The organism is Micrococcus sp. NPDC078436 (genome assembly GCF_040702705.1).
Classification (GTDB): Bacteria; Actinomycetota; Actinomycetes; order Actinomycetales; family Micrococcaceae; genus Micrococcus.
In genome coordinates this window covers 1-21,380 of sequence record NZ_JBFBLX010000019.1, presented here as the reverse complement: position 1 = coordinate 21,380, position 21,380 = coordinate 1, and the positions used below count along the sequence as shown (strand labels likewise).

The following is a 21,380-nucleotide window of genomic DNA, read 5'->3' as shown; positions in this document are numbered from 1 at the left end:
GCTCAGGACTCGGCGGACTCCGCCTCGATCACCACGGCCTCGCCGTTGAACTCGACGACGTCGCCGTCGTGCAGCTGCGCGCCGCGGCGGGTCTCGACCGCGCCGTTCACGGTGACCATCCCGTCCGCGACGACGTCCCGGGCCATCGCGCCGTCCTCCACGAGGGAGGCGAGCTTGAGGGCCTGGCCGAGGCGGATCATCGTGTCACGGATCGGCAGGGGCTGAGCGTCCTCGGGGACGTCGACGGCGGTGGCGTCGGTCCCCGTGGCGCGGGATTCGTCATGGCTGTGGGCATCGGTCATGACGTCCATTGTGGCCGGTAGGCTGGTCCGCATCGACCGGCCCGGCCGTCCGAGACCGCCCGCGCCGCGCGCAGGGTGAGCGCGAGGACCCGGCGGGCCGCCGTCGTCGTGAACCCCTCCCGCCCCCGATGTGCACGGAAGTGATGCCCCCATGGCTGCCAAGTCCCCGCTCGAGAACGTCATCAGCCTGGCCAAGCGCCGCGGCTTCGTGTTCCAGGCCGGTGAGATCTACGGCGGCTCGCGCTCCGCGTGGGACTACGGGCCCCTGGGCGTGGAGCTGAAGGAGAACATCAAGGCGGAGTGGTGGAAGACCTTCGTGCGCTCGCGCGAGGACATGGTGGGCCTGGACTCCTCCATCATCCTGCCGCGGCAGGTCTGGCAGGCCTCGGGCCACGTGGACACCTTCACGGACCCGCTCGTGGAGTGCCAGCAGTGCCACAGGCGCCACCGCCAGGACCACCTGGTCGAGGCGTTCGAGGCCAAGAAGGGCCGTGCCCCGGAAGGCATGCAGGACATCGTCTGCCCGGACTGCGGCACCAAGGGCATGTTCACCGAGCCGCAGATGTTCTCCGGCCTCATGAAGACCTTCCTCGGCCCCGTGGACAACGAGGAGGGGCTGCACTACATGCGCCCCGAGACCGCGCAGGGCATCTTCGTGAACTTCCTCAACGTGCTCGGCGCCTCGCGCAAGAAGCCGCCGTTCGGCATCGGCCAGATCGGCAAGGCGTTCCGCAACGAGATCACGCCCGGCAACTTCATCTTCCGCACGCGCGAGTTCGAGCAGATGGAGATCGAGTACTTCGTGCCGCCGGCTGACGCCCAGCGGCACTTCGACACGTGGGTCGAGGCCTGCTGGAACTGGTTCATCGACCTCGGGATCGACCCGGAGAACCTGCGCCGCTTCGACGTCCCGGCGGAGGAGCGCGCCCACTACTCGGACGGCACCATCGACCTGGAGTACAAGTTCGGCTTCGGCGGCGGGGACGGCTGGGGCGAGCTCATGGGCGTGGCCAACCGCACCGACTACGATCTCTCGAGCCACACGACGGCCTCCGGCACCAAGCTGCAGTACTTCGACCAGGCCAACGGCGAGCACTACACGCCGTACGTGATCGAGCCCTCCTTCGGGCTGACCCGCTCCATGATGGCCTTCCTCGTGGACGCCTACGCCGAGGAGGAGGCGCCGAACGCGAAGGGCGGCACGGACGTGCGCACCGTGCTCCGCCTCGACCCGCGTCTGGCCCCGGTCAAGGCCGCCGTCCTCCCGCTGTCCAAGAAGGAGGAGCTGCAGCCGGCCACGCAGGCCCTCGCCGCCGAGCTGCGCCGCGAGTGGAACATCGAGACGGACGACTCCGGTGCCATCGGCCGCCGCTACCGCCGCCAGGACGAGATCGGCACCCCGTTCTGCATCACCGTGGACTTCGACACGCTCGAGGACCAGGCCGTCACCGTCCGCGAGCGGGACACCATGGCGCAGGAGCGCGTGGCCCTCTCCCAGGTGAAGGCCTACCTCGCCGAGCGCCTCACCAAGTGAGCGGGCGGGATCTGGAGGGGCATGGCCGGGACGGACACGGCGTGACCGACGACGGCGGCGCGGCCCTGCCCGCGGACATCACCCTGCGCCCGTGGCGCTCGGGGGTCGACCTCGCCCTCCTCGAGGTGTGGGGCGACCCCGCCAACGCGCAGCAGCACCAGGACCGCGCGATGCTCGCGGACGACGCGGACGTGCCGTGGCGCCGCTCCCTCGTGGCCGAGGCCGACGGCGTCCCGGTGGCGGCGGGCGTGGTCTACGCGTCCTCGCTGCACCCGCGGCGACTGTGGCTGTACGTGGAGACCGCCCCGTCCGAGCGGCGCCGCGGCATCGCCCGTGCGCTCCTGGCCGCGCTGCGCGGGCTCGCCGAGCAGGCCCACGCGGAGGGGCTCGTCCCCACGACCGCGCTCAAGGCGCGGTTCGCGCGCGAGGCGCTGGTCGGCGTCGCGGAGGAGGTCACCGCCGAGGGCACCCGCGCCGCGACGGCCGAGCTGGCCGCCGCCACCGAGGCGTTCCTGACCGCGCAGGGGTTCGCGCCCGTGCAGCGCTCGCGGCGCGTCGCCGTCGCCCCCGGGGCCGTGGACCTGCCCGCGCTGCGGGACGAGGAGCACCCGGACGGCGTCGTGCTGGAGGAGACGGCCACCGGATCGGTGGAGCTGACCCAGGCGGTCGTGGCGTTCTACCAGGCCACGCACGACTGGGACCCGGCGCACATGACCGTCGGCTCCGCCCAGACGCTCCTCCTCGGCCCCGCGACCGGGGCTGCCGGCGCCGTCGTGCTGCGGGACGCCCCGCGCGCCGAGGGCGGGAGGATCCGCGCGTTCGCCGTCTCCTACACCGCCCAGCGCCAGGACGCCCCCGCGGACGTGCTCCTCGGCTGGGACCCGGAGCTGTCCGAGGCGGACGCCCTGCAGGCGGTCGCCGACCTGCTCGCGCTGCTCGTGGCGCAGCACCCGGTGCAGCTCGAGGTGGACCAGGCCATGCGCCCCCTGGAGCGGATCATCGACGGGCTGATCGCCGGCGGCGCCGCGAAGCCCGTCCTGGACACCCTCGTGCTGGCCGATGACGCCGACTGAGACCGCCGCGCCGGACGCGGCCCGCCGGAGCGCGCTCCGGCGGGCCGTGCTCTGTGTGGCCGGGCTCAACCTGGCCTACATGGTCGCGGAGCTGCTCGTGGCGTTCGCCATCGGCTCGGTGTCCCTGGCCGCCGACGGCGTCGACTTCTTCGAGGACTTCGCCGTCAACCTGCTGATCGCCGTCGCGCTCGGCTGGTCGGCCGCGCGTCAGGCGACCGTCGGACGCGTGCTCGCCGGGATCATCCTGCTGCCCGCCGTCGCGGCGCTCGTGATGGCCGCCCTGAAGGCCGGCGACCCCGAGCCGCCCGCCGCCGGACCGCTGTTCTGGACCGCGCTCGGCGCGATCGCCGTGAACCTGGTGTGCACCGTGATCCTCGCCCGCTTCCGGAGCGACGCCGGCTCGCTCACGGCGGCCGCCTACCTGGCGGCCCGCAACGACCTCGTGGCCGGCGCGGCCATCCTGGTGCTCGCCGGCGTGACGCGCTGGACCGGATCGGGCTGGCCTGACATCCTGCTGGGCATCGGCCTCGTGCTCCTCAACGGACCGGCGGCCAGGGAGGTCTGGGAGAAGGCCGGGGAGGAGCGCCTCGCGGAGCGGGCGCTGGAGGGGGAGTTCGATGACGACTGAGGACCAGGGCCGGGAACCGGAGGCCGGCGGCACGCCGTGGCGTCCGGCGACGGGCGACTCGCCCTACGAGCCGGCGACGCGGCTGCCGCCCGCGGGGGCGACAGCCCGGCGCGATCCGAAGCGCCGCCGCGCGTCCAAGGCCATCGTGATCGGCGGGACGCTCGCGCTCGCGGCGGCCATGACCGGCGTCGCGGTGACCTCGCAGTCCTCCATCGAGTCCGCGCCCGCGGAGGAGAACGGGTGGACGAACGAGTTCGGGGAGACCGTCGCGGCCCCGGCGGAGCTGGAGCAGGACTACGCCCAGGTCTGCCAGGACACCCAGACGGGCGAGCGCATCGACGACCAGTGGTGCGAGGACCCCTCGATCGCCGAGGGGCAGGCGGCCCAGGGCCAGGAACAGGCGGCCGAGGGGGAGGGCCAGGCGGCCGAGGGGGAGGAGCAGCAGACCTCGCACTACGGTGGCGGCTACGGCTGGTTCTTCATCCCGCTCTCCGGCGGACGCACCGTGCCCGCCGTCGGGAGCCCGCTGCGCGACGGGACCACCCAGGCCCCGGCGGGGCGCTCGGTGACGAAGGTCCCGGCCTCTGGCGGCTCGTTCGCCAAGGCCGGCACCGTGTCCAAGGGCGGCTTCGGCACCAAGGGAGGCGGCGCCGGCTCCTGAGCCGCGCCGCGACGAGGAGGAGAGCACCGTGCAGCGCATCAGCACCGAGCCGCGTCCGGACTGGGAGGAGAAGGTCGCCTCCCAGGGGCTCGTCTTCTCCCCGACGCTCATGCCGGACGGCTCCGTCCTGCAGTACTGGAACGAGTCCGCCGCCTACGTCCTCACCATGGACGAGGTCATGCTCCTGGAGCAGGCCTCCGAGCGCCTGCACGCGATGTCCATGGAGGCCGCGCGCTTCCTGGCGTCCGAGCAGACGATCGCCGGATCGCCCTGGCGTGCGCTCGGCCTGCCCCGCGAGGCGGTCGTCCTCGCGGTGGAGTCCCTCGAGCGGGGGGACCCCCACCTCTACGGCCGCTTCGACCTCGTCTACTCCGGCCCGGACGCCCCGCCCAAGATGCTGGAGTACAACGCGGACACGCCCACCGGGCTGATCGAGGCCGCCGTCGCCCAGTGGTTCTGGAAGCAGGACGTCTTCGGCGAGGACGTGGACCAGTGGAACGGGATCTTCGAGGCCCTCGTGGACCGCTGGCGGGAGATCTACGCCCCCGAGCTCGCGGCGGGGGAGAGCCCGCGCGTGCACTTCGCCCACACGGAGCTGGACGAGACGGGCGAGGACGCCATGACGGTGGCCTGCCTCCGCGACGCCGCCGAGCAGGCGGGGCTGACCTGCGAGTCGCTCCTGATGAGCCAGATCGGCTTCGACACCGAGCAGCTGCGCTTCACGGGCGCCGACCTGCGCTACCTCACCGGCATCTTCAAGCTCTACCCGTGGGAGGACATGGCCCACGAGCGGTTCGGCCCGCGCCTGGCCCTGGACGAGCACGTGCGGTGGATCGAGCCGGCCTGGAAGATGCTGCTCTCCACCAAGGCGCTCTCCGCCGCCCTGTGGCACCTCTTCCCCGGGGACGACCTTCTCCTGCCCACCTACCTCAACGAGGTCCGCGGCCTCACCGAGTACGTGCGCAAGCCGCTGCACGGCCGCGAGGGCGCGGGCATCCGCATCGTCTCCTCGGACGTCACGACCTCCTCCGACCCGGGCCGCTGGGGAGAGGAGGGCCACGTCTTCCAGCAGTACCACCGCCTGCCCGACTTCCCCGGGCCGGACGGCCGGCCCAACCGGCCTGTGCTCGGCACGTGGATGGTGGGGGACGAGTGCTTCGGCGTCGGCATCCGCGAGTCCGACGGCCCGATCACCGACCCGTACTGCCGCTTCGTGCCCAACATCATCCGCGGCTGACCGCGCCCTCCCGCAGGGCCCAACCGCACCCGAACCCGAACGCCTCCCACCCGCCCGCGCCCGACCTCCCCGAGGATCCCCGCCGCCCATGCTCAGCACGCACCAGTCCGTCTCCGTGTCCACGTCCTCGGTGGCGCCGGTCTACTCCGCCGTCGTCACGGTGCCCCTCATCGTGGGCCTCGTCGGCTCGGGCGCGCCCCTGGCCTACCTGCTCGCCCTCGTGCCCATCGTGCTCGTGTGGGCCGGCATGTCCGAGAACGACGACCGGCAGCCGGACAAGGGCTCCATCTACGCGTGGGCGGTCCGCTCGCACCCGGTGATGGGGTGGATCGGCGGGTACTGCCTCGCGGTCACCGGCGTCGTCGCGACGTCGGGCCTCGCCTACGTCGCCCTCGACGCCTGGCTGCCCGGCCTGCCCGCGTGGGCCAAGGCCCTGGCCGGCGCGGTCCTCATCGCCGTGGCCACCGCCGTCAGCTCGACCAACGTCCGGATCACCTCCGCCGTCCAGACCGCCGGCGTCCTCGTGCAGGTGGCCGCCGCCGTCGTGCTGGTGTCCGTGTTCCTGAGGGTGGGGCCCACGCTGACCCCGATGACCGGCACGGCGACCGACTGGCTCCACGCCGTGCTGCTGGCCGTGTTCGCGTTCTGGGGCTTCGACGCCGTCTACGCGCTCTCGGAGGAGTCGCACCCGGGCGTGCCGCGCCGGGCGGCGGCGGTCTCCCTCGTCCTGCTCGTGGCGATCTTCCTGGTCTTCTCGCTGCTCGGCGCCTCCCCGCACCCCGACGCCGCGGAGGCCCTGGTGCACCCCGTGGTGGTGGCCGGCGTCGTGGTCTCCTGCGTGATGGCGCTCGGCTCCACCCTCATCCCGACGGCGCGGGGCGTCTCCGCCATGGCCGAGCGCGGGCACCTGCCCTCCGCCCTGGCCCCGCTGCGCACCGCCGAGGTCGCCTCCGCGGCGGGAGCGGTGGCCTGGCTCGCCCTCGCGCTGGTGGTGCCGGGGATCTTCTGGGACTCGATCGAGATGCTCTCGATCTTCGTGGGCGCGTACTTCACCATCTCCTCGCTCACGGCGGCCGCCCACGACCGCGGCGCCCTGAAGGTCGTCCACCTGGTGGGCGCCGCCCTCATGGGGCTCATCACCGCGGCCGCGCTCGTGACCATGTTCGACCCGGAGTACGGGGAGACGCGGATCGGGGACGTGGGCGGCGTCGGCCTGCTGGCGGTCGTGTTCACGGCGCTCGGCGTCGCGCTCGCGGTGCTCGTGGTCCGCGGACGCGGGGCCTCCGGAGGCGGTCGGGCCGTCAGCGCCTGAGCACAACGTGCGCGCAGGACTGGCCGTCGGCCGGTCGTCCGACCGAGCGACCGCCCGACCGACCGAGCGTCCGGGCGCCCGCCCGACCGACCGACCCATAGTCAGTCGACCGAGCCCTATGAGGGTGTTGCGGTGCATCAGGGTCGGTCCGGCCGAGGGGACATGCTTCCGTCCCGCGGGTGACCCTCCCCGCGCGGGCCTCAGCGGTCCCAGCCCAGGAGCCTCCAGACCTCCGCCCAGCCCTCGAAGAGGTGGGCGTTGTACTCCGGGCCGAGCTGGTTCGGGTTGGCGAACAGCACCCAGTCGGCGGCCTGGACGGCCCGGTCTGCGGACAGCTGCTCGGCGACCTCCTCGGGCGTGCCCGCGTAGGTCGGGCCGGAGACGGCGCGGCGGCCGTCGAGGCGCCCCGAGGACTCCCGGGAGGCCCGCTCGTGGCCGAAGGACATCTCGTCGCGGTCGTCCTGGATCACGAACGCGGAGCGGGTGACCGCCGTCCGGGGCGCGCCGGTGCGCCCGAGGGGGCTGACGCCGTCGTGGTGGCCGGCCGCCGCATGGGCCTCGAGGTAGCGGGCGATCTGGTCGGCTTGCTGGACGTGGAAGGGGCGGCCGTCGTCCTCGAGGAGCAGGGTGGAGGAGAGCATGTCGTACCCGGCCTCGCCTGCGCGGACGGCGGTCGCGGTCGTGCCGGCACCCCACCAGACGCGCTGCGCCAGCGTGGGGGAGTGCGGCTCGATGCGCAGGGGCCGGGAGGTGTGGGCCCAGCCGGAGGAGAGGTCCGGCGTCGCGATGCCCGCGCCCGAGATGCCCTCCATGAACCGGCGGCCGCGCTCCCAGGCGACGTCGGACCAGGTCTCGCCGGGGGCGAGGTCGTAGCCGAACCGGTGCTGGCCGTCCGCGGCGGCCTCGGGTGAGCCGCGCGAGATGCCGAGCTCGAGGCGCTCGCCGGCAAGCAGGTCCGTGGTCGCGGCGGCCTCGGCCATGGACAGGGGATTCTCGTACCGCAGGTCGATCACGCCGGTGCCGAGGTGGATGCGCTCGGTGCGGGCGGCCATCGCGGCGAGGATCGGGAAGGGGGAGGAGAACATCTGCTGCCAGTGGTGGCTGCGGATCCATGCGCCGTCCAGGCCGGCGGCCTCGGCGGCCACGGCCATCTGCACGACGTCGCGCAGGGCCTGCCCGGCGTCGGGCTCGACGGGGACGCGGTCCACGGCGGGGCGGTGGATCCAGTGCCCGAAGTTGAGGAATCCTAAGTGCTTCTTGGTCATGGGTGTTTCAACCTTGAAAGACCGGCGGTTGTTCCCGGAGTGCGTTTCGGTGCGGCGTGGGTCCGCCGCCGGGGCCGTCCGGTCCCATCCCGCTCGACCGGTTCCCGCCCACCCGACCGGGCCCCCGCCCGCCAGACCGACCCTTATTCAGGAGAACACCCCCATAGGGATCGGTCGGGTGAATAAGAGTCGGTCCGCCGGTGACCGGTGGCCGGCGAGGATGGCGGTCCGCCGGCGGCCGGCAGTCCGCCGGTGAGCGACGTCCGGCGCCGGCCCTCCCGACTCCACCCGCCCGCGTGCGGGAGAATGGACCCATGACACAGCAGTGGAGCGAGGAGTCCATGGAGCTGGCCGCGCAGCTCTTCGACCTGGCACGGAACGGGGACACGGCCACCCTCAAGGCGTACCTGGACCAGGGCCTGAAGCGGAACCTGCGCAACGGCAGCGGGGACACCTTCCTCACCCTCGCCGCGTACTACAGGCAGACGGACACGGTGCGCATGCTGATCGAGGCCGGCCTCGACGTCGCCGCCGTCAACGACCGCGGCCAGGACGCCCTCGGCTGCGCCACCTTCCGCAAGGACGAGGACGCCGTTCGGGCCCTCCTCGCCGCGGGCGCGGACCCCGACGGCGGCTCACCCTCCGCGCGCGAGGTCGCCCGGACCTTCGGGCTCGAGGAGATGCTCGCGCTGCTCGACGGCCGTGGCTGAGACGCCCGAGGGCACCCCCTCCGTCGACGAGGTGTACGCAGCCGTCCGCGCCGGGCTCCCCGAGCTCGTCGCGGACCTGACCCGCCTCCTCGGCCCCGGCTGGGACGTCGAGGCCGACCCGGGGGAGCCCAGTCACCCCCACCTGCGCCTGCACGGGTCCCTCGCCGACGACGGCCGCCGCCTCGTCGTGGACGTCCTCCCCGTCCGGTGCCGCTCCCCGCTCTTCCACGCCACCGTCGGCGTCTCCATGCTCCCCGGCGATCTCGACCCCGCCGGGCTGGGCGCCGACGTCGAGCCGGCGTGGATCACGCGGGTGCGGGCCCTGGGCGAGGCCATGGAGGCGACGGCGGCGGACCCCGTCCGCGTCTCCGCGCACCCGGGCGGCGGCAGCAAGGGCGCGGCGGCCGTGAAACTCGCGCTCGCAGACCGCTTCGGCCTGCCGCGCCGGTACGCCAAGGGCTGGCCGGACGAGTTCCTCGGCGTGCGGACGAGCCCCGTCCCGGGGGAGCGGTACGGGGAGTTCGCCCGGGCGCTCGCCGCCCAGGTCCGGGTGCTGGACGCCGTCCCTCCACCGGCCTGACGCGTCCCTCGCGCGGTCTGGGAGAATGGGCGGGATATGACTGCTTCCCCTGACACCGCCGCGCGGCCCGCCTCGGACACCCGCGCCGCCGATCCGAACGCCGTCCACTACGCCAAGTCCGCCGGCGCCGGCCGCCGCATCGCGGACGACGACCAGCTCCACGAGGGCCGCCACGCCGCGCCCTCGACGGACCGCCTGAGCCTCCCCGCGCTGAAGCTCGGCCCCATCACCGTGGACGTGCCCGTGGTGCTCGCGCCGATGGCCGGCATCACCAACACGGCCTTCCGCCGCCTGTGCCGCGAGTACGGCGGCGGCCTCTACGTGAACGAGATGGTGACGGCCCGCGCCCTCGTGGAGCGCAAGCCCGAGTCCATGCGCATCATCAAGCACGATCCGGACGAGGTGCCCCGCTCGGTGCAGCTCTACTCGGTGGACCCCGTCACCACGGGCGCCGCCGTCCGCATGCTCGTGGAGGAGGACCGCGCCGACCACATCGACATGAACTTCGGCTGCCCCGTCCCCAAGGTCACCCGCCGCGGCGGCGGCTCCGCGCTGCCCTGGAAGTCGGAGCTCTTCGCCTCGATCGTGAAGGCCGCCGTCACGGAGGCCTCCAAGAAGGACATCCCGGTCACCGTCAAGATGCGCCGCGGCATCGACGAGGACCACCTCACCTTCCTCGACGCCGGCCGCACCGCGCGGGACCTCGGCGTCGCCGCTGTGGCGCTCCACGGCCGCACGACGCGCCAGTTCTACTCCGGCAGCGCCGTGTGGGAGGACATCGCGCGCCTGCGTGAGGCGCTGCCGGACATCCCGGTGCTCGGCAACGGGGACATCTGGTCCGCCGAGGACGCGATCGCGATGGTCGAGCAGACCGGCGTCGACGGCGTCGTGATCGGGCGCGGCTGCCAGGGCCGCCCGTGGCTGTTCGGGGACCTGCAGGCCGCGTTCGAGGGACGTCAGGAGCGCTTCCAGCCCACGCTCGGGCAGGTGGCGGACACGCTGTACCGCCACGCGGAGCTGCTCGTGGACACCTTCGAGGGGGACGAGCTCAAGGCGCTGCGGGACATCCGCAAGCATGTGGCCTGGTACTTCAAGGGCTACCCCGTGGGCTCCGAGATCCGCACGGCGCTCTCCACGGTGCCCACCCTGGAGGCCATGCGCGAGATCCTCGCGCGCGTGGACCGGGAGCAGCCGTACCCGGGCCTGGACGCCGAGGGCCCGCGCGGCCGCTCCGGCGCCCCCAAGCGGCCCCACCTGCCGGACGGCTGGCTGGACTCCCGCGAGCTCAACGCCGAGCAGCAGGCCATGATCGCGGCCGCCGAGCTGGACGTCTCCGGTGGCTGAGCCCACGACGCCGGCGCGCGCCGCCGCGTACGGGCCCGCCGCGCCGTCGTCGCCCTGGACCGGGGCCGCCCACCAGCCGGTGCTGTTCGGCTCCGAGGGCCGGCCCCCGTACGCCGGCCGCGCTGTGCAGACCCCCGGCTACTCGCCGTGGGACCGGGAGCGGTGGCTGCCCGAGCCGCCCAAGTCCTCCTACCGTTCGGACTTCGAGCGGGACCGTGCCCGCGTGCTGCACTCCGCGGGCCTGCGTCGGCTGGGGGCCAAGACCCAGGTGGTCGCCCCGGACGCGGACGACTTCGCCCGCACCCGCCTGACGCACTCGCTCGAGGTGGCCCAGGTGGGGCGTGAACTCGGCCGGTCGCTGGGCTGCGACCCCGACCTCGTGGACACCGCCTGCCTGTCCCACGACCTCGGCCATCCGCCCTTCGGGCACAACGGGGAGAAGGCGCTCGACGCGGTCAGCGAGGACGTCGGCGGCTTCGAGGGCAACGCCCAGACCCTGCGGCTGCTGGCCCGCCTCGAGCAGAAGAAGCTCTTCGCGGACGGCTCCTCCGCGGGCCTGAACCTCACGCGCGCCGCCCTCGACGCCGCGTGCAAGTACCCCTGGACCCGTGAGGACGCCCCGCTGCGCCCCGACGGCACGCGTTCGCGCAAGTTCGGCGTCTACGCGGACGACCTGCCCGTGTTCCGCTGGTTCCGCGCCGGTGTGCCCGGCCCCCGGAAGTCCATGGAGGCCCAGGTCATGGACCTCGCGGACGACATCTCCTACTCCGTGCACGACGTCGAGGACGGCGTGGTCAACGCCGCGTTCCAGCTCAAGTGGCTGGCCATCCCGGAGCACCGGGAGCGCGTCGTGGAGACCACCCGCCAGTGGTACCTGCCGCACAGGGACCCGGCCGAGGTCGACGCGGCCCTGGCCCGCCTCGAGGCCACCGACGTGTGGGTCTCCAAGATGGACGGCTCCCGGCGGGCGCTCGCGGCGATGAAGGACATGACGAGTCAGCTGATCGGCCGGTTCTGCAGCGCCGCCTTCGACGCCACGCGCCAGGTGTTCGGCAACGAGCCTCTGACCCGCCACGGCGCCGACGTCGTGGTGCCCGAGGAGACGGAGACCGAGATCGCCGTGATGAAGGGCATCGCGGCGGCCTACGTGATGACCGCGGAGCAGCGCCAGCCGCTCTACGCACGGCAGCGCGAGGTGCTCGCGGAGCTCGTGGCGCTGCTGGACGCCACGGGGGACCGGTACCTCGAGCCGATGTTCGCGTTCGACTGGACGCAGGCCCCCGACGACGCAGCCCGGCGCCGCGTGCTGATCGACCAGATCGCCTCGCTCACCGATTCGACCGCCGTCGAGTGGCACCACACCCTGGTGCGCGGCGAGCCGTTCACCCGCGTCTGGGTCTGAGCGCCTGGGCTGGAACGCGCAGCCGACGGGCTGCGGCCCGGTGACGATCAGTCCAGGTGGATCTCAAGGGCCGCCTCCAGCAGCGCGGCGCCGTCGTCGGGGGACAGTGGCCCGAAGTGGCCGAAGACCTCGGCGCTGACCGCACCGAGCAGAGCCGTCCAGGCACGGGTGGCCGCGGTGACCTGAGGCGCCGTGGCCTCCACCTGAAGCTCCTCGACGGCCTGCGCCACGAACGGCGGGCTGAGCCGGGCGGCGTCGTCGTCCTCGGTGCCGGGGGTTCGGAAGGCGCCGTCGGCGGCGGCCTGCAGACCGTGCCGGGTCAACCGCAGCCCGGGGCCTGAGGTGCGTTCGGCCGGGGCGTGGTAGCCGGGAACCGGTGAGCCGTAGATCAGCGCCCACTGCGCCGGGTGGGCCAGCGCCCAGGTGCGCATGGCGTGGGCGAGCGTCCGCATCCGGGTCCGCGGCTCGGTGATTCCCGCGATGTCCTGTTCCACCGCATCGGCCAGGGAAGAGAAGGCGTCCTCCAGCAGCCGGGTGAGCAGCTCGTCGCGGCTGGCCACGTACCGGTAGACGCCGGAGGGCACCACCCCGAGTTCGCGGGCGACCTCGCGCAGGGACAGTCCGGCGGCGCCGTGCTCGGCCAGCTGCCGCCGCCCGACAGCGAGCACTAGCTCATCCATCTCGGCACGGGTGCGGCGGGGGCGGGGCATGGATCCATCATGGCATCCGCTCGCAGAGGCTCCGGCGCGGGGTGCAGAGGCGATAGAGTGAGCACCGCTCACTCACTGGTGAGCGGTGCTCACTCCCGGCTCGTGGGGTGCGCGTCTTCGCCGTCGTCCCGGGAGTCCCCATGCATGCCGCCGTCTTCGGTGCCGGTCAGATCAGCTCCGCCCTCGTCCCCCTGTTGCTCTCCGCTGGCCACTCCGTCAGCATCGTCCGCCGCCGCGCCTGGACGGACGAGGACGCCGCACGGCTATCTCCGGCCGGTCAGCGCGGCGCGCTCACCCTGCTCACCGGCGACGTCGGCGACCCGGCTCTGCTGCGGCAGGCATTGGACGGTGCCGACGTGGTCTTCCACCTGATCCATGCCGCCTACTCCACCGAGGTGTGGCGCCGCGAGCTTCCGCCGCGGGAGCGGGCCGTCATGGACGCGGCCGCCGAGCGTGAGATCCCCGTCGTGTTCCCGGAGTCCGTCTACGCCTGGGGGCATCAGGCCGAGGACCTCCATGAGGGCCAAGCGGTCAGCCCGTGCTCTCCGCTGGGTCAGGTGCGCGCCGAGCTGCTGGCCGCGCGTCGAGAGCACCCGGCCCGGACCCTGTCCGTGGTTGCCTCCGACTTCATCGGGCCCACCGCGGCCGCCACCAGCGTGCAGGCCCTCGTCCTGGATCGCGCCGCCGCCGGCCGGCGTGCGGTGGTGTTCGGCGACCCGGACCAGCCGCACTCGCTGACACGGCTGCCGGACCTGGCCGCCGCCCTGCTGCGCTGCGCGGAGCACGCCGAGGACCTGGCCCCGTCCGGGGACGCGGTGCTGCACGCCCCGACGCCGCCGGCGCGCAGCCTGCGCGCCGAGGCCCACCAGGCGGCGACGACGGCCGGTGTGCCGCTGCGGGGGATGCTCGCCGTGCCCGGCCCCCTGCTGCGGGGCGCGGGACGGTTCTCCGCGACGGCGCGGGAGCTGCACCGGCAGCGCTACCTGTGGACGCGGCCCTGTGTGCTGCGGCCCGGCGTGCTCGGGCAGGCCCCGATCAGCTGAGCAGCGCGGGCAGGATCACCCCTGCCGGGCCGGCCAGGCGGTGGGTCACCGCGGGGGACAGCTCCGTGAGGTCCGGGTTGATCTCCACGACGGCGGCGCCGGCCCCCAGCGCGACGAACGGCAGGGACGCCGCCGGCTGCACGACGCCCGAGGTGCCGATCACGACGGCCAGATCGCACGCCTCGAGCGCGGCATAGGCGCGGTCCCATGCGTCGGCGGGGAGCATCTCGCCGAACCACACGATCCCCGGCCGGACGAGCCCGTCCCCGCACACGGTGCAGGCCGGCGGTGCCTCGCGGAGCATCGCCTCGAGGTCGGCCTCGGAGCCGGCCGTCGCCTCGTCCGCGGGCGCGCCCGGGTCGACGTCGGCGGGGGCCCCGCACTCGGCACAGCGGTGCTCGAACAGGGACCCGTGCAGGTGCGCGAGGACCCGGGCGCCGGCCCGCTCGTGCAGGTCGTCCACGTTCTGGGTGACCACCTCCAGGCCGGGTGTGCGGCGCTGCCAGGCGGCGACGGCGTCGTGCCCCGCGTTCGGGGCGACGGACCGGACCATGCGGGCGCGCCAGCGGTACCAGGACCACACCAGCGCGGGATCCGCGAGGAACGCCTCCTCCGTGGCGAGCTCCTCCGCGGAGAACCGCTCCCACAGGCCGGTCTGCGCGTCGCGGAAGGTCGGCACGCCGGACTCGGCGCTCATGCCCGCGCCGGTGAGCACCACGGGGCGCTCGGCGGCGCGGATCAGGCGGCGGACGGCGTCGAGGTCGGGGGAGTCGAGCGGGGCGGAGGTCTGGTCGCTCATGAGCCCAGCCTACGAGGGGCGCGCGTCCCCGCTGCCGGTCACCCGTGCGAACGCCCGGCGCAGCGCCCCCGCCTTGAGCAGCACCTCGTCGTACTCCGCGTCGGCGTCCGAGTCGGCGACGATCGCCCCGCCCGCGCCGATCGACCAGCGGCCTGAGCCTCCGGTCGCGTCGTCGTCGGCTCCCGGGGCGAGGACCGCCGTGCGGATCACGATGCTCAGCTCGCACGCCCCGTCCGCGCTGAGCAGCCCGAGCGCCCCCGAATAGACCCCGCGCGGCGCCCCCTCCCACTGCGCCAGCAGCTCGACCGTGCGCCGCTTCGGCGCGCCCGTCATGGACCCGCCGGGGAAGAGGGAGCGGGCCACGTCCACGGCGGTCAGCCCCGGGAGGGCACGGCCCGTGACGGTGGAGACCAGCTGGTGCACGGACGCGTACGACTCGACCGCCATGAGCGAGGGCACCTGCACGGAGCCGGGCACGCACACGCGCGTGAGGTCGTTGCGCAGCAGGTCCACGATCATGAGGTTCTCGGCGCGCGTCTTGGGGTCGGCGGCGAGCGCGCGGGCCGCGGCGGCGTCCTCGGCCGGATCCACGTGCCGGGCCGCGGTGCCCTTGATCGGTTTGGTGCTGTACCTCCCGTCCCGGCCGGAGAGGAAGCGCTCGGGGGAGGCGGAGACCACGGCCCAGCGGTCCGGGCCGGCGCCGTGCTCGATCAGCGCCGCGTACGGGGTGGGGTGGTGCGCCGCGAGGTCCCGGAACAGGACGAGCGGGTCCACGCGCACGGCCGGGTCCACGTCGAAGCGGGTGGTCAGGCACAGCTCGTAGGACTCGCCCTCGCGCAGGGCACGGTGGCACCGCTCCATGAGCGCGGTGTAGGCGGCACGGTCCGCGCGCCAGGTCCCTGCCACCTGGGCCCCTCCGGCTGCCCCCGCCACCCCCGACGACGACGGCGCGCGCCCGCCGTCCCCGGCCGGTGCCGCGTGCGCCCGGGGGACGGTGAGGGCGTCGCGCACGCGGGCCGCCCACGCCTCGACGCCCCGCTCCGCCGCGGCCGCGTCCAGGGAGACGACGCAGCAGGTGAGCGAGCCGTCGTGATGGTCCACGACCGCGTACCGGCTGGGACGCAGCCAGAACAGCGCGGGCAGCGGCGCCGGGTCCGCCGGACCGGCTGCGGGCGGGGCGACGCCCAGGTCGGCCAGGCCGAGCTCGTAGCCGAGGAACCCGACGTGCCCGCCGCGCAGGGGGAGGCCCTCGCCGCCCACCACGGGGCGCGGGGCCGACGCCGCGGCCAGCTCAGCCCAGGCTGCCTCGGCGTCGCGGGGGTCCGGCCGGCGGAGCACGCGCGGCCCCGGCGAGGGGACGGCCTCGGGGGAGCCGTCGGCGGCGTCCTCGCCCAGGACGTCGACGGCGTCGCCCACGATGCTCCAGCGCGCCTCGCCCGCGTCCGGCAGGGCGGAGTCGAGCCAGAACGAGGGGGCGCCGCGCACGACGGCGTGCTCGGCGACGGCGCCGGCCGCGCTCGCGGCGGTGTGCCCGAGCCCCGTGAGGGCGCCCGCGTCCAGGACCCGGGTGGCGATGTGCAGCGGCGCGGACGCGGGGGGCCGAGGCGGGGTGGGCATGGGGACCACTGTAGGAGCCCCACCCGCGTCGATCGTGACTGAACCGTGCCCTCGCCGTGATCGGCCTCATGCGTGGCGTCTGCCTAGGGTGGGGCATGGCCCTCTCGCACTCCTCGCCTCTCCGCCGGCACCGCCGCAGCGGCTTCGCGGCGCTGGCGGCCGTCGCCATGCTGGCCGGGGCCGGGTGTGCCGCGGAGCCCACCCCGTCCGAGGCGGCGCTGCCCACGGAGCGCGGCGCGGAGGTGCGCGAGCCCGACGTGCGCGAGACCGCGGAGAGCGTCCCAGGGGTCTCCGCGACTGCGCTCGAGTTCTGGCGGCCCGCGGAGTTGGTCATCGCCGAAGAGGTCGAACCCGCCGGCTCCCTCGTGGACCTGGCGGAACGGTCGGAGCTGGTGGTGTGCGGGACCGTCGCCGCGGTCCGCGAACGCGCCGGTGGCTTCGAGGGTGCCACGACACTGATGGTGGACGTGGGACAGGTCCTCAAGGGCTCGGCCGCGGGCCAGGTGCGCGTGGACGTCCACGTGCGGGTGGGGCAGACGATGGCGGGGGACGCCCTCGCGGCCGCGGACGAGGACTACCTCTGGTTCCTCACCCCGGGCGACGACGAGGACGTCTGGTACGCCACCACCGTGACGGGCGTCCTGGGCCCGGGCACGGACGGACCCGTCACCGCCGTGCTCCAGCCGCAGGACACCACGATGGTGGTGCCGGCCGATGTCGCCTCCCTGGACGCCGCCGCCCAGCGCGCCGGCCTGGCGGACGCCTGAGGCCGACGCGGCTCCTGCACCGCCAGCGCGGCCTCGTCTCCCGTCCCCACCCGCGCGTCCGCCCGGGGCTGAGCGCGTCGCCGCCTCCCTAGAATGGTCCGCATGGCCGGACTGATCGTGCGCAAAGACATCGACCTCGTCCGCGAGCGCGCCGATCTGAAGGCCGTCGTGGAGGAGTTCGTCACGCTGCGCTCGGCAGGCGTCGGCTCCTACAAGGGCCTGTGCCCGTTCCACGACGAGCGGACCCCGTCCTTCCACGTGCGCCCCGGCGTCGGGACCTACCACTGCTTCGGGTGCGGCGAGCACGGGGACGTCATCGCGTTCCTGATGGCGCAGGAGCACACCACGTTCACCGAGACGGTCGAGCGCCTGGCCGCGCGGGTGGGCGTCGAGCTGCACTACGAGGACGGCGCCGGTCCTGACCGCGCCGAGGTGGGCAGACGCCAGCGCCTGCTCGAGGCCAACAAGATCGCGGACGAGTTCTACCGGCGCGCCCTCGGCTCGAAGGAGGCCCAGACCGCGCGGGACTTCCTCACCGGCCGCGGCTTCACCCAGGAGCACGCCGAGCGCTTCGCCAACGGCTACGCGCCCCAGGGCTGGTCCACGCTCCTGGACCACCTGCGCCAGCGCGGCTTCCGCGACGACGAGCTGCGGGCCACTGGCCTGTTCTCGGAGGGCCAGCGCGGCCTCTATGACCGCTTCCGCGGCCGCCTGCTGTGGCCCATCCGGGACATGACGGGCGCGACCATCGGCTTCGGCGCGCGCAAGCTCTACGAGGACGACCAGGGCCCCAAGTACCTCAACACCCCGGAGACGCAGCTCTACAAGAAGTCGCAGGTGCTCTACGGCATCGACCTGGCGAAGCGGGCCATCGCGAAGGAGCGCCAGCTCGTGCTCGTAGAGGGCTACACGGACGTCATGGCCGCGCACCTGGCTGGCGTCGGGACGGCCGTGGCCACGTGCGGCACCGCGTTCGGCGCGGACCACATCAAGGTGGCGCGCCGGCTGATCTCGGACGATGGCACGGGCGGCGAGGTGATCTTCACCTTCGACGGCGACGAAGCCGGGCAGAAGGCCGCGCTCAAGGCGTTCGACGAGGACCACCGCTTCCTCGCCAAGACCTTCGTGGCGGTGGAGCCGAGCGGCATGGACCCCTGCGACCTGCGTCAGCAGAAGGGCGACGAGGCCGTGCGCGCGCTCATCGCCTCCCGCCGCCCGCTCTTCGAGTTCGCCATCCGCGCCGGTCTGAAGGACTACGATCTGGACACCGTGGAGGGCCGCGCCGGCGCCCTGCGCCATGCCGCGCCCATCGTGGCCGGCATCAAGGACTCCGTGCTGCGCCCCGGGTATGAGCGCGAGCTCGCGGGCTGGCTCGGGCTCGATCCGAACGCGGTGCACCGGGCCGTCGCCGCCGCGGCGCGCTCCACCCCACGCTCCGAGCGCGGCGAACGGGGAGAGCAGGCGACGCCCGCCGCCTCGATGTCGGCGAACCCCACCTCGGTCAACCCCACGTCGGGGGGCCCGGCGTCGGGCGAGGCCCCGCAGGTCCCCGTGGAGCCGCTGGTCGTGCGCGTGGACCCGCGCGATCCGGTGGCCCGGCGCGAGCGCGAGTCGCTCGAGGTGGTGCTGCAGCACCCCACACTGCTCTCCGCCGAGCAGTGGACGGCGCTGTACGAGGCGCGCTTCACCGTGCCGCAGTTCGCGGCCGTGCACCGGGGCGTCATGGCGGCGGGCTCCTCCGGCGCCACGCCCGCGCGCTGGGTGGACGCCGTGCGGGACGCGGTCCCCGAGGAGGTGGGCGGCGTCGTCTCCGAGCTGGCGGTCCGGGACCTGCCCGCCCGCACCGAGGCGGACGTGGACCGCTACTGCCGGGACATCATGAACCGCCTCTTCGCCCTCCAGATCGTGCACCGCAAGGAGGAGCTGCTGGGTCAGCTGCAGCGTCTGGGCCCGCAGGGCGATCCGGCCGAGTTCATGCGCCTCAACAGCGAGCTCATGGAACTCGAGGCCCGGCGACGGGCCCTGCGCGCCGACGACTGAGGGGCCACGGGCAGCGCGGATCGGTGGCGTACCGATCAGTGGCGCGCCGTTCAGTCGATCTCGACGACCTCGTTGCTCTCGGCGTCGATCACATCGAAGGCGGCGTCGTGCCCGGCGGCCTCAGACGAGGAGGCGGCGACGGCGCTCGGGTGGCGCAGACCCATCCGTTCTGGTAGTGTTTCCTCCGTTGCTCGGGCGGCTGGATCGCCCGAGACGCATTCCTCCGTAGCTCAATTGGCAGAGCATTCGACTGTTAATCGAAGGGTTGTTGGTTCGAGTCCAACCGGAGGAGCCCACTCGAAGCCCCTGCACCGACCAGTTCGGTGTGGGGGCTTCGTCGTGCCTGGAGGATGTTCCGGCCCAGCAAGTCGCCAAGCGTAAGCTCCAGCAGTTCTGCCACTTGTGCCAGCTCGGTGATAGAGAAGGCCATCACTCCACGAAGCCGCCGCGAAAGTGCGCTGGGGGTGATGTCTAGCGCCTCGGCCAGTTGCCGCTGAGACATGCCCCTGCGCGTCAACCACACGCGGACCTCCGTACCTACGTCCGCTGCTGTGAAGGCAGGTTCTGGGTGTCGTTTCATGTCTTCAACATAACGGAGACGGACCCAAAATGTCCATGAAGGACATGACGTGTCGCTGAGCGACACGGCGTGAATTGACAGGTCATGCCGCTGAGCGGCACGCTGTGCCTATGAGTATCGCGAAGGCGCTAAGCCTCAACATTCGAGAACGACTGGTTCGGTTAGAGATGACGCAGGGTCAGCTTGCTGCCGCAGTAGGAATGACGCCCACAGCGCTGTCGGCGCGGATGCGAGGGCAACGAGAGTTCCGCTTGTCTGAGATGGCTGCAATCGCAGAGGCCCTGGAGGTGGAGCTTCCCTATCTGGTTGCCAACGCGCCGGAGATGGAGGTTGAAGCGCCCTGGGTTTGTTGGAGACTCCTGACCTTGGAAACGAGGATGGAGTTATGCCGAAAGAGCAGACAGCGGGGAAGCCGACGACGCGTCGGTATTCGCCGGAGGAGAAGGCCGCGGCGGTCCGGATGGTGCGGACGCTGCGTGCCGAGCTGGGGACCGAGCATGGGACTGTGCAGCGGGTCGCGACGCAGCTCGGATACGGGGTCGAGTCCGTGCGGATGTGGGTCAAGCAAGCCGACATCGACGACGGCGTCACCTCTGGCGTGAGCAGCGCTGAGGCGCAGCGGGTGCGTGAACTGGAGCAGGAGGTCCGGGAGTTGCGGCGGGCCAACGAGGTCCTCAAGCGTGCTGCGTCTTTCTTCGGGGCGGAGCTCGACCGCCACTACCGGAAGTAGTCGCGTTCATCGACGCGAACAAGGATGACCTGGTCGACGGTCGCCGGCTCGGAGTCGAGCTCATCTGCAGGCTGCTGCAGGTGGCTCCGAGCAGCTACTACGCCGCCAAGACCCGCGCCCCCTCGGCTCGCGCGGTGCGGCACGAGGAGCTGATCCCGCAGCTGGTCGAGCTCTGGGAGACGAACTACCGCGTCTATGGAATCCGCAAGCTCTGGAAAGCCGCCCGCCGGGCGGGGATCATGATCGGCCGAGACCAGACCGCCCGGCTGATGCGCGCAGCAGGCATCGAGGGTGCGCGGCGGTCGAAGAGGGTCAAGACCACCCGGCCGGACCCGGCGTCGGCGCGGCACCCGGACCTCGTGAAGCGGGAGTTCACCGCGCCTGCCCCGAACCGGCTTTAGGTCACCGACCTGACGTTCGTGCCGACGTGGGACGGCGTCGCGTACGTCTGCTTCATCGTCGACGCGTTCAGCAGGATGATCGTAGGGTGGCGGTGCGCGTCACACATGCGCACCGAGATGGTCCTCGACGCGATCGAGATGGCCCGCTGGTCCCGCGGCGCTCGCCACGAGGACCTGCGCTGTCACAGCGACGCGGGGTCTCAATTCACCTCCATTCGCTACGGCGAACGCCTCGCCGAGATCGGAGCGACACCGTCGATCGGGACCGTCGGGGACAGCTATGACAACGCCCTGGCCGAGACCGTGAACGGCTATTACAAGGCCGAGCTCGTCCGCGGACCCGCACGGCCAGGTCCCTGGCGAACGGTCGAGGACCTCGAGCTCGCGACCCTCGGGTGGGTGTCCTGGCACAACACGCAACGCCTCCACGGCTACCACGGCGACGTCCCACCCGCCGAGTTCGAGGACACGTTCTATGCTGTCGAAGCCGGCCGCGAACAGCTGGTCGGAATCAAATAGCGCGAGTCTCCATCAGACCCAGGGCGCTTCAAAGATCCATCAGCTCGTCGATGGGACCGGGCTGCCGCTGGTCAGCCTGATCACCCCCGGCCAAGCCGGGGACTCCCCGATGCTGCTGCCGCTGCT

At 73.1% G+C, this 21,380-nt stretch carries 19 protein-coding genes, 1 tRNA gene, 3 pseudogenes and 1 other annotated feature; of the genes and pseudogenes, 17 read left to right on the top strand and 6 right to left on the bottom strand.

Annotated features, from left to right (window positions below; genetic code table 11):
• Nucleotides 1-2: 2 nt before the first annotated feature.
• A complete protein-coding gene (locus AB0302_RS10370) occupies nucleotides 3-302 on the bottom strand; it encodes an RNA-binding S4 domain-containing protein (protein WP_282442800.1) in 300 nt (99 codons plus the stop codon).
• Nucleotides 303-453: 151 nt separating this feature from the next.
• On the opposite strand from AB0302_RS10370, the gene AB0302_RS10365 reads away from it, so the two are divergent.
• The 6 genes from AB0302_RS10365 to AB0302_RS10340 all read left to right on the top strand — a co-directional run bounded on the left by AB0302_RS10365 (nucleotide 454) and on the right by AB0302_RS10340 (nucleotide 6,747).
• On the top strand, nucleotides 454-1,836 hold the full coding sequence (locus tag AB0302_RS10365; protein ID WP_248118183.1) for a glycine--tRNA ligase: 1,383 nt from the start codon (nucleotides 454-456) through the stop codon (nucleotides 1,834-1,836).
• A gap of 41 nt (nucleotides 1,837-1,877) precedes the next feature.
• The gene (locus tag AB0302_RS10360; protein ID WP_366371889.1) at nucleotides 1,878-2,909 is read left to right on the top strand and encodes a GNAT family N-acetyltransferase; all 1,032 of its coding nucleotides are present in this window, start codon (nucleotides 1,878-1,880) and stop codon (nucleotides 2,907-2,909) included.
• The gene (locus AB0302_RS10355; protein WP_366371887.1) at nucleotides 2,896-3,537 is read left to right on the top strand and encodes a cation transporter; all 642 of its coding nucleotides are present in this window, start codon (nucleotides 2,896-2,898) and stop codon (nucleotides 3,535-3,537) included. The genes AB0302_RS10360 and AB0302_RS10355 overlap by 14 nt, the downstream gene beginning before the upstream one ends.
• Entirely contained in the window at nucleotides 3,527-4,198 is a 672-nt protein-coding gene (locus AB0302_RS10350; protein WP_366371885.1) for a hypothetical protein, read from the top strand. Before AB0302_RS10355 ends, AB0302_RS10350 begins: the two co-directional genes overlap by 11 nt.
• Before the next feature lie 28 nt (nucleotides 4,199-4,226).
• On the top strand, nucleotides 4,227-5,435 hold the full coding sequence (locus AB0302_RS10345) for a glutathionylspermidine synthase family protein (RefSeq protein ID WP_248118192.1): 1,209 nt from the start codon (nucleotides 4,227-4,229) through the stop codon (nucleotides 5,433-5,435).
• A gap of 88 nt (nucleotides 5,436-5,523) precedes the next feature.
• The gene (locus tag AB0302_RS10340) at nucleotides 5,524-6,747 is read left to right on the top strand and encodes a hypothetical protein (RefSeq protein WP_366371882.1); all 1,224 of its coding nucleotides are present in this window, start codon (nucleotides 5,524-5,526) and stop codon (nucleotides 6,745-6,747) included.
• Between the two features lie 200 nt (nucleotides 6,748-6,947).
• Here AB0302_RS10340 and AB0302_RS10335 read toward each other — a convergent pair whose 3' ends face one another.
• Nucleotides 6,948-8,012, bottom strand: a complete 1,065-nt coding sequence (locus AB0302_RS10335; RefSeq protein WP_366371880.1) for an LLM class flavin-dependent oxidoreductase — start codon at nucleotides 8,010-8,012, stop codon at nucleotides 6,948-6,950.
• A 314-nt stretch (nucleotides 8,013-8,326) separates the two neighbouring features.
• Between AB0302_RS10335 and AB0302_RS10330 the strand changes: the two genes are divergently transcribed.
• The 4 genes from AB0302_RS10330 (at nucleotide 8,327) to AB0302_RS10315 (ending at nucleotide 12,048) form a co-directional block, all read left to right on the top strand.
• Nucleotides 8,327-8,722, top strand: a complete 396-nt coding sequence (locus AB0302_RS10330; RefSeq protein WP_366371878.1) for an ankyrin repeat domain-containing protein — start codon at nucleotides 8,327-8,329, stop codon at nucleotides 8,720-8,722.
• Nucleotides 8,715-9,302, top strand: coding sequence for a hypothetical protein (locus AB0302_RS10325; RefSeq protein ID WP_366371876.1), 588 nt, complete (start codon nucleotides 8,715-8,717; stop codon nucleotides 9,300-9,302). The genes AB0302_RS10330 and AB0302_RS10325 overlap by 8 nt, the downstream gene beginning before the upstream one ends.
• A gap of 36 nt (nucleotides 9,303-9,338) precedes the next feature.
• A complete protein-coding gene (dusB, locus tag AB0302_RS10320; protein ID WP_366371874.1) occupies nucleotides 9,339-10,646 on the top strand; it encodes a tRNA dihydrouridine synthase DusB in 1,308 nt (435 codons plus the stop codon).
• A gap of 124 nt (nucleotides 10,647-10,770) precedes the next feature.
• Nucleotides 10,771-12,048: a deoxyguanosinetriphosphate triphosphohydrolase gene (locus tag AB0302_RS10315; RefSeq protein WP_366371938.1), complete on the top strand. Its 1,278-nt coding sequence runs from the start codon at nucleotides 10,771-10,773 to the stop codon at nucleotides 12,046-12,048.
• Between the two features lie 47 nt (nucleotides 12,049-12,095).
• On the opposite strand, the gene AB0302_RS10310 is transcribed toward AB0302_RS10315, so the two are convergent.
• Entirely contained in the window at nucleotides 12,096-12,758 is a 663-nt protein-coding gene (locus AB0302_RS10310) for a TetR/AcrR family transcriptional regulator (protein WP_251650778.1), read from the bottom strand.
• 140 nt (nucleotides 12,759-12,898) lie between these two features.
• Between AB0302_RS10310 and AB0302_RS10305 the strand changes: the two genes are divergently transcribed.
• Nucleotides 12,899-13,801: an NAD-dependent epimerase/dehydratase family protein gene (locus tag AB0302_RS10305; protein WP_366371872.1), complete on the top strand. Its 903-nt coding sequence runs from the start codon at nucleotides 12,899-12,901 to the stop codon at nucleotides 13,799-13,801.
• Here AB0302_RS10305 and AB0302_RS10300 read toward each other — a convergent pair.
• A complete protein-coding gene (locus tag AB0302_RS10300; protein ID WP_366371870.1) occupies nucleotides 13,794-14,600 on the bottom strand; it encodes an NAD-dependent deacylase in 807 nt (268 codons plus the stop codon). The two genes, AB0302_RS10305 and AB0302_RS10300, sit on opposite strands and share 8 nt — an antisense overlap.
• 9 nt (nucleotides 14,601-14,609) lie before the next feature.
• The gene (locus tag AB0302_RS10295) at nucleotides 14,610-16,217 is read right to left on the bottom strand and encodes an anthranilate synthase component I family protein (RefSeq protein ID WP_366371868.1); all 1,608 of its coding nucleotides are present in this window, start codon (nucleotides 16,215-16,217) and stop codon (nucleotides 14,610-14,612) included.
• A 95-nt stretch (nucleotides 16,218-16,312) separates the two neighbouring features.
• Between AB0302_RS10295 and AB0302_RS10290 the strand changes: the two genes are divergently transcribed.
• From AB0302_RS10290 to AB0302_RS10280, 3 genes are all read left to right on the top strand, one after another.
• Entirely contained in the window at nucleotides 16,313-16,984 is a 672-nt protein-coding gene (locus AB0302_RS10290; RefSeq protein WP_366371866.1) for a hypothetical protein, read from the top strand.
• A gap of 102 nt (nucleotides 16,985-17,086) precedes the next feature.
• Complete coding sequence (dnaG, locus tag AB0302_RS10285) at nucleotides 17,087-19,024, top strand: DNA primase (RefSeq protein WP_366371864.1); 1,938 nt, start codon at nucleotides 17,087-17,089, stop codon at nucleotides 19,022-19,024.
• 219 nt (nucleotides 19,025-19,243) lie between these two features.
• Nucleotides 19,244-19,316 (top strand) — tRNA-Asn (locus tag AB0302_RS10280).
• Here the strand turns inward: AB0302_RS10280 and AB0302_RS10275 are convergent.
• Complete coding sequence (locus AB0302_RS10275) at nucleotides 19,278-19,604, bottom strand: helix-turn-helix transcriptional regulator (protein WP_366371936.1); 327 nt, start codon at nucleotides 19,602-19,604, stop codon at nucleotides 19,278-19,280. The genes AB0302_RS10280 and AB0302_RS10275 overlap by 39 nt on opposite strands.
• Nucleotides 19,605-19,714: 110 nt before the next feature.
• Here AB0302_RS10275 and AB0302_RS10270 point away from each other — a divergent pair.
• The 3 pseudogenes from AB0302_RS10270 to AB0302_RS10260 all read left to right on the top strand — a co-directional run.
• Nucleotides 19,715-19,897 (top strand): annotated as a pseudogene (locus tag AB0302_RS10270) (helix-turn-helix transcriptional regulator); the annotation flags it as partial.
• 92 nt (nucleotides 19,898-19,989) lie between these two features.
• Nucleotides 19,990-21,254 (top strand): annotated as a pseudogene (locus tag AB0302_RS10265) (IS3 family transposase).
• Nucleotides 20,289-20,423: a sequence feature (AL1L pseudoknot), on the top strand. It overlaps the preceding pseudogene by 135 nt.
• Nucleotides 21,255-21,279: 25 nt before the next feature.
• Nucleotides 21,280-21,380, top strand: a pseudogene (locus AB0302_RS10260) (IS5/IS1182 family transposase); the annotation flags it as partial.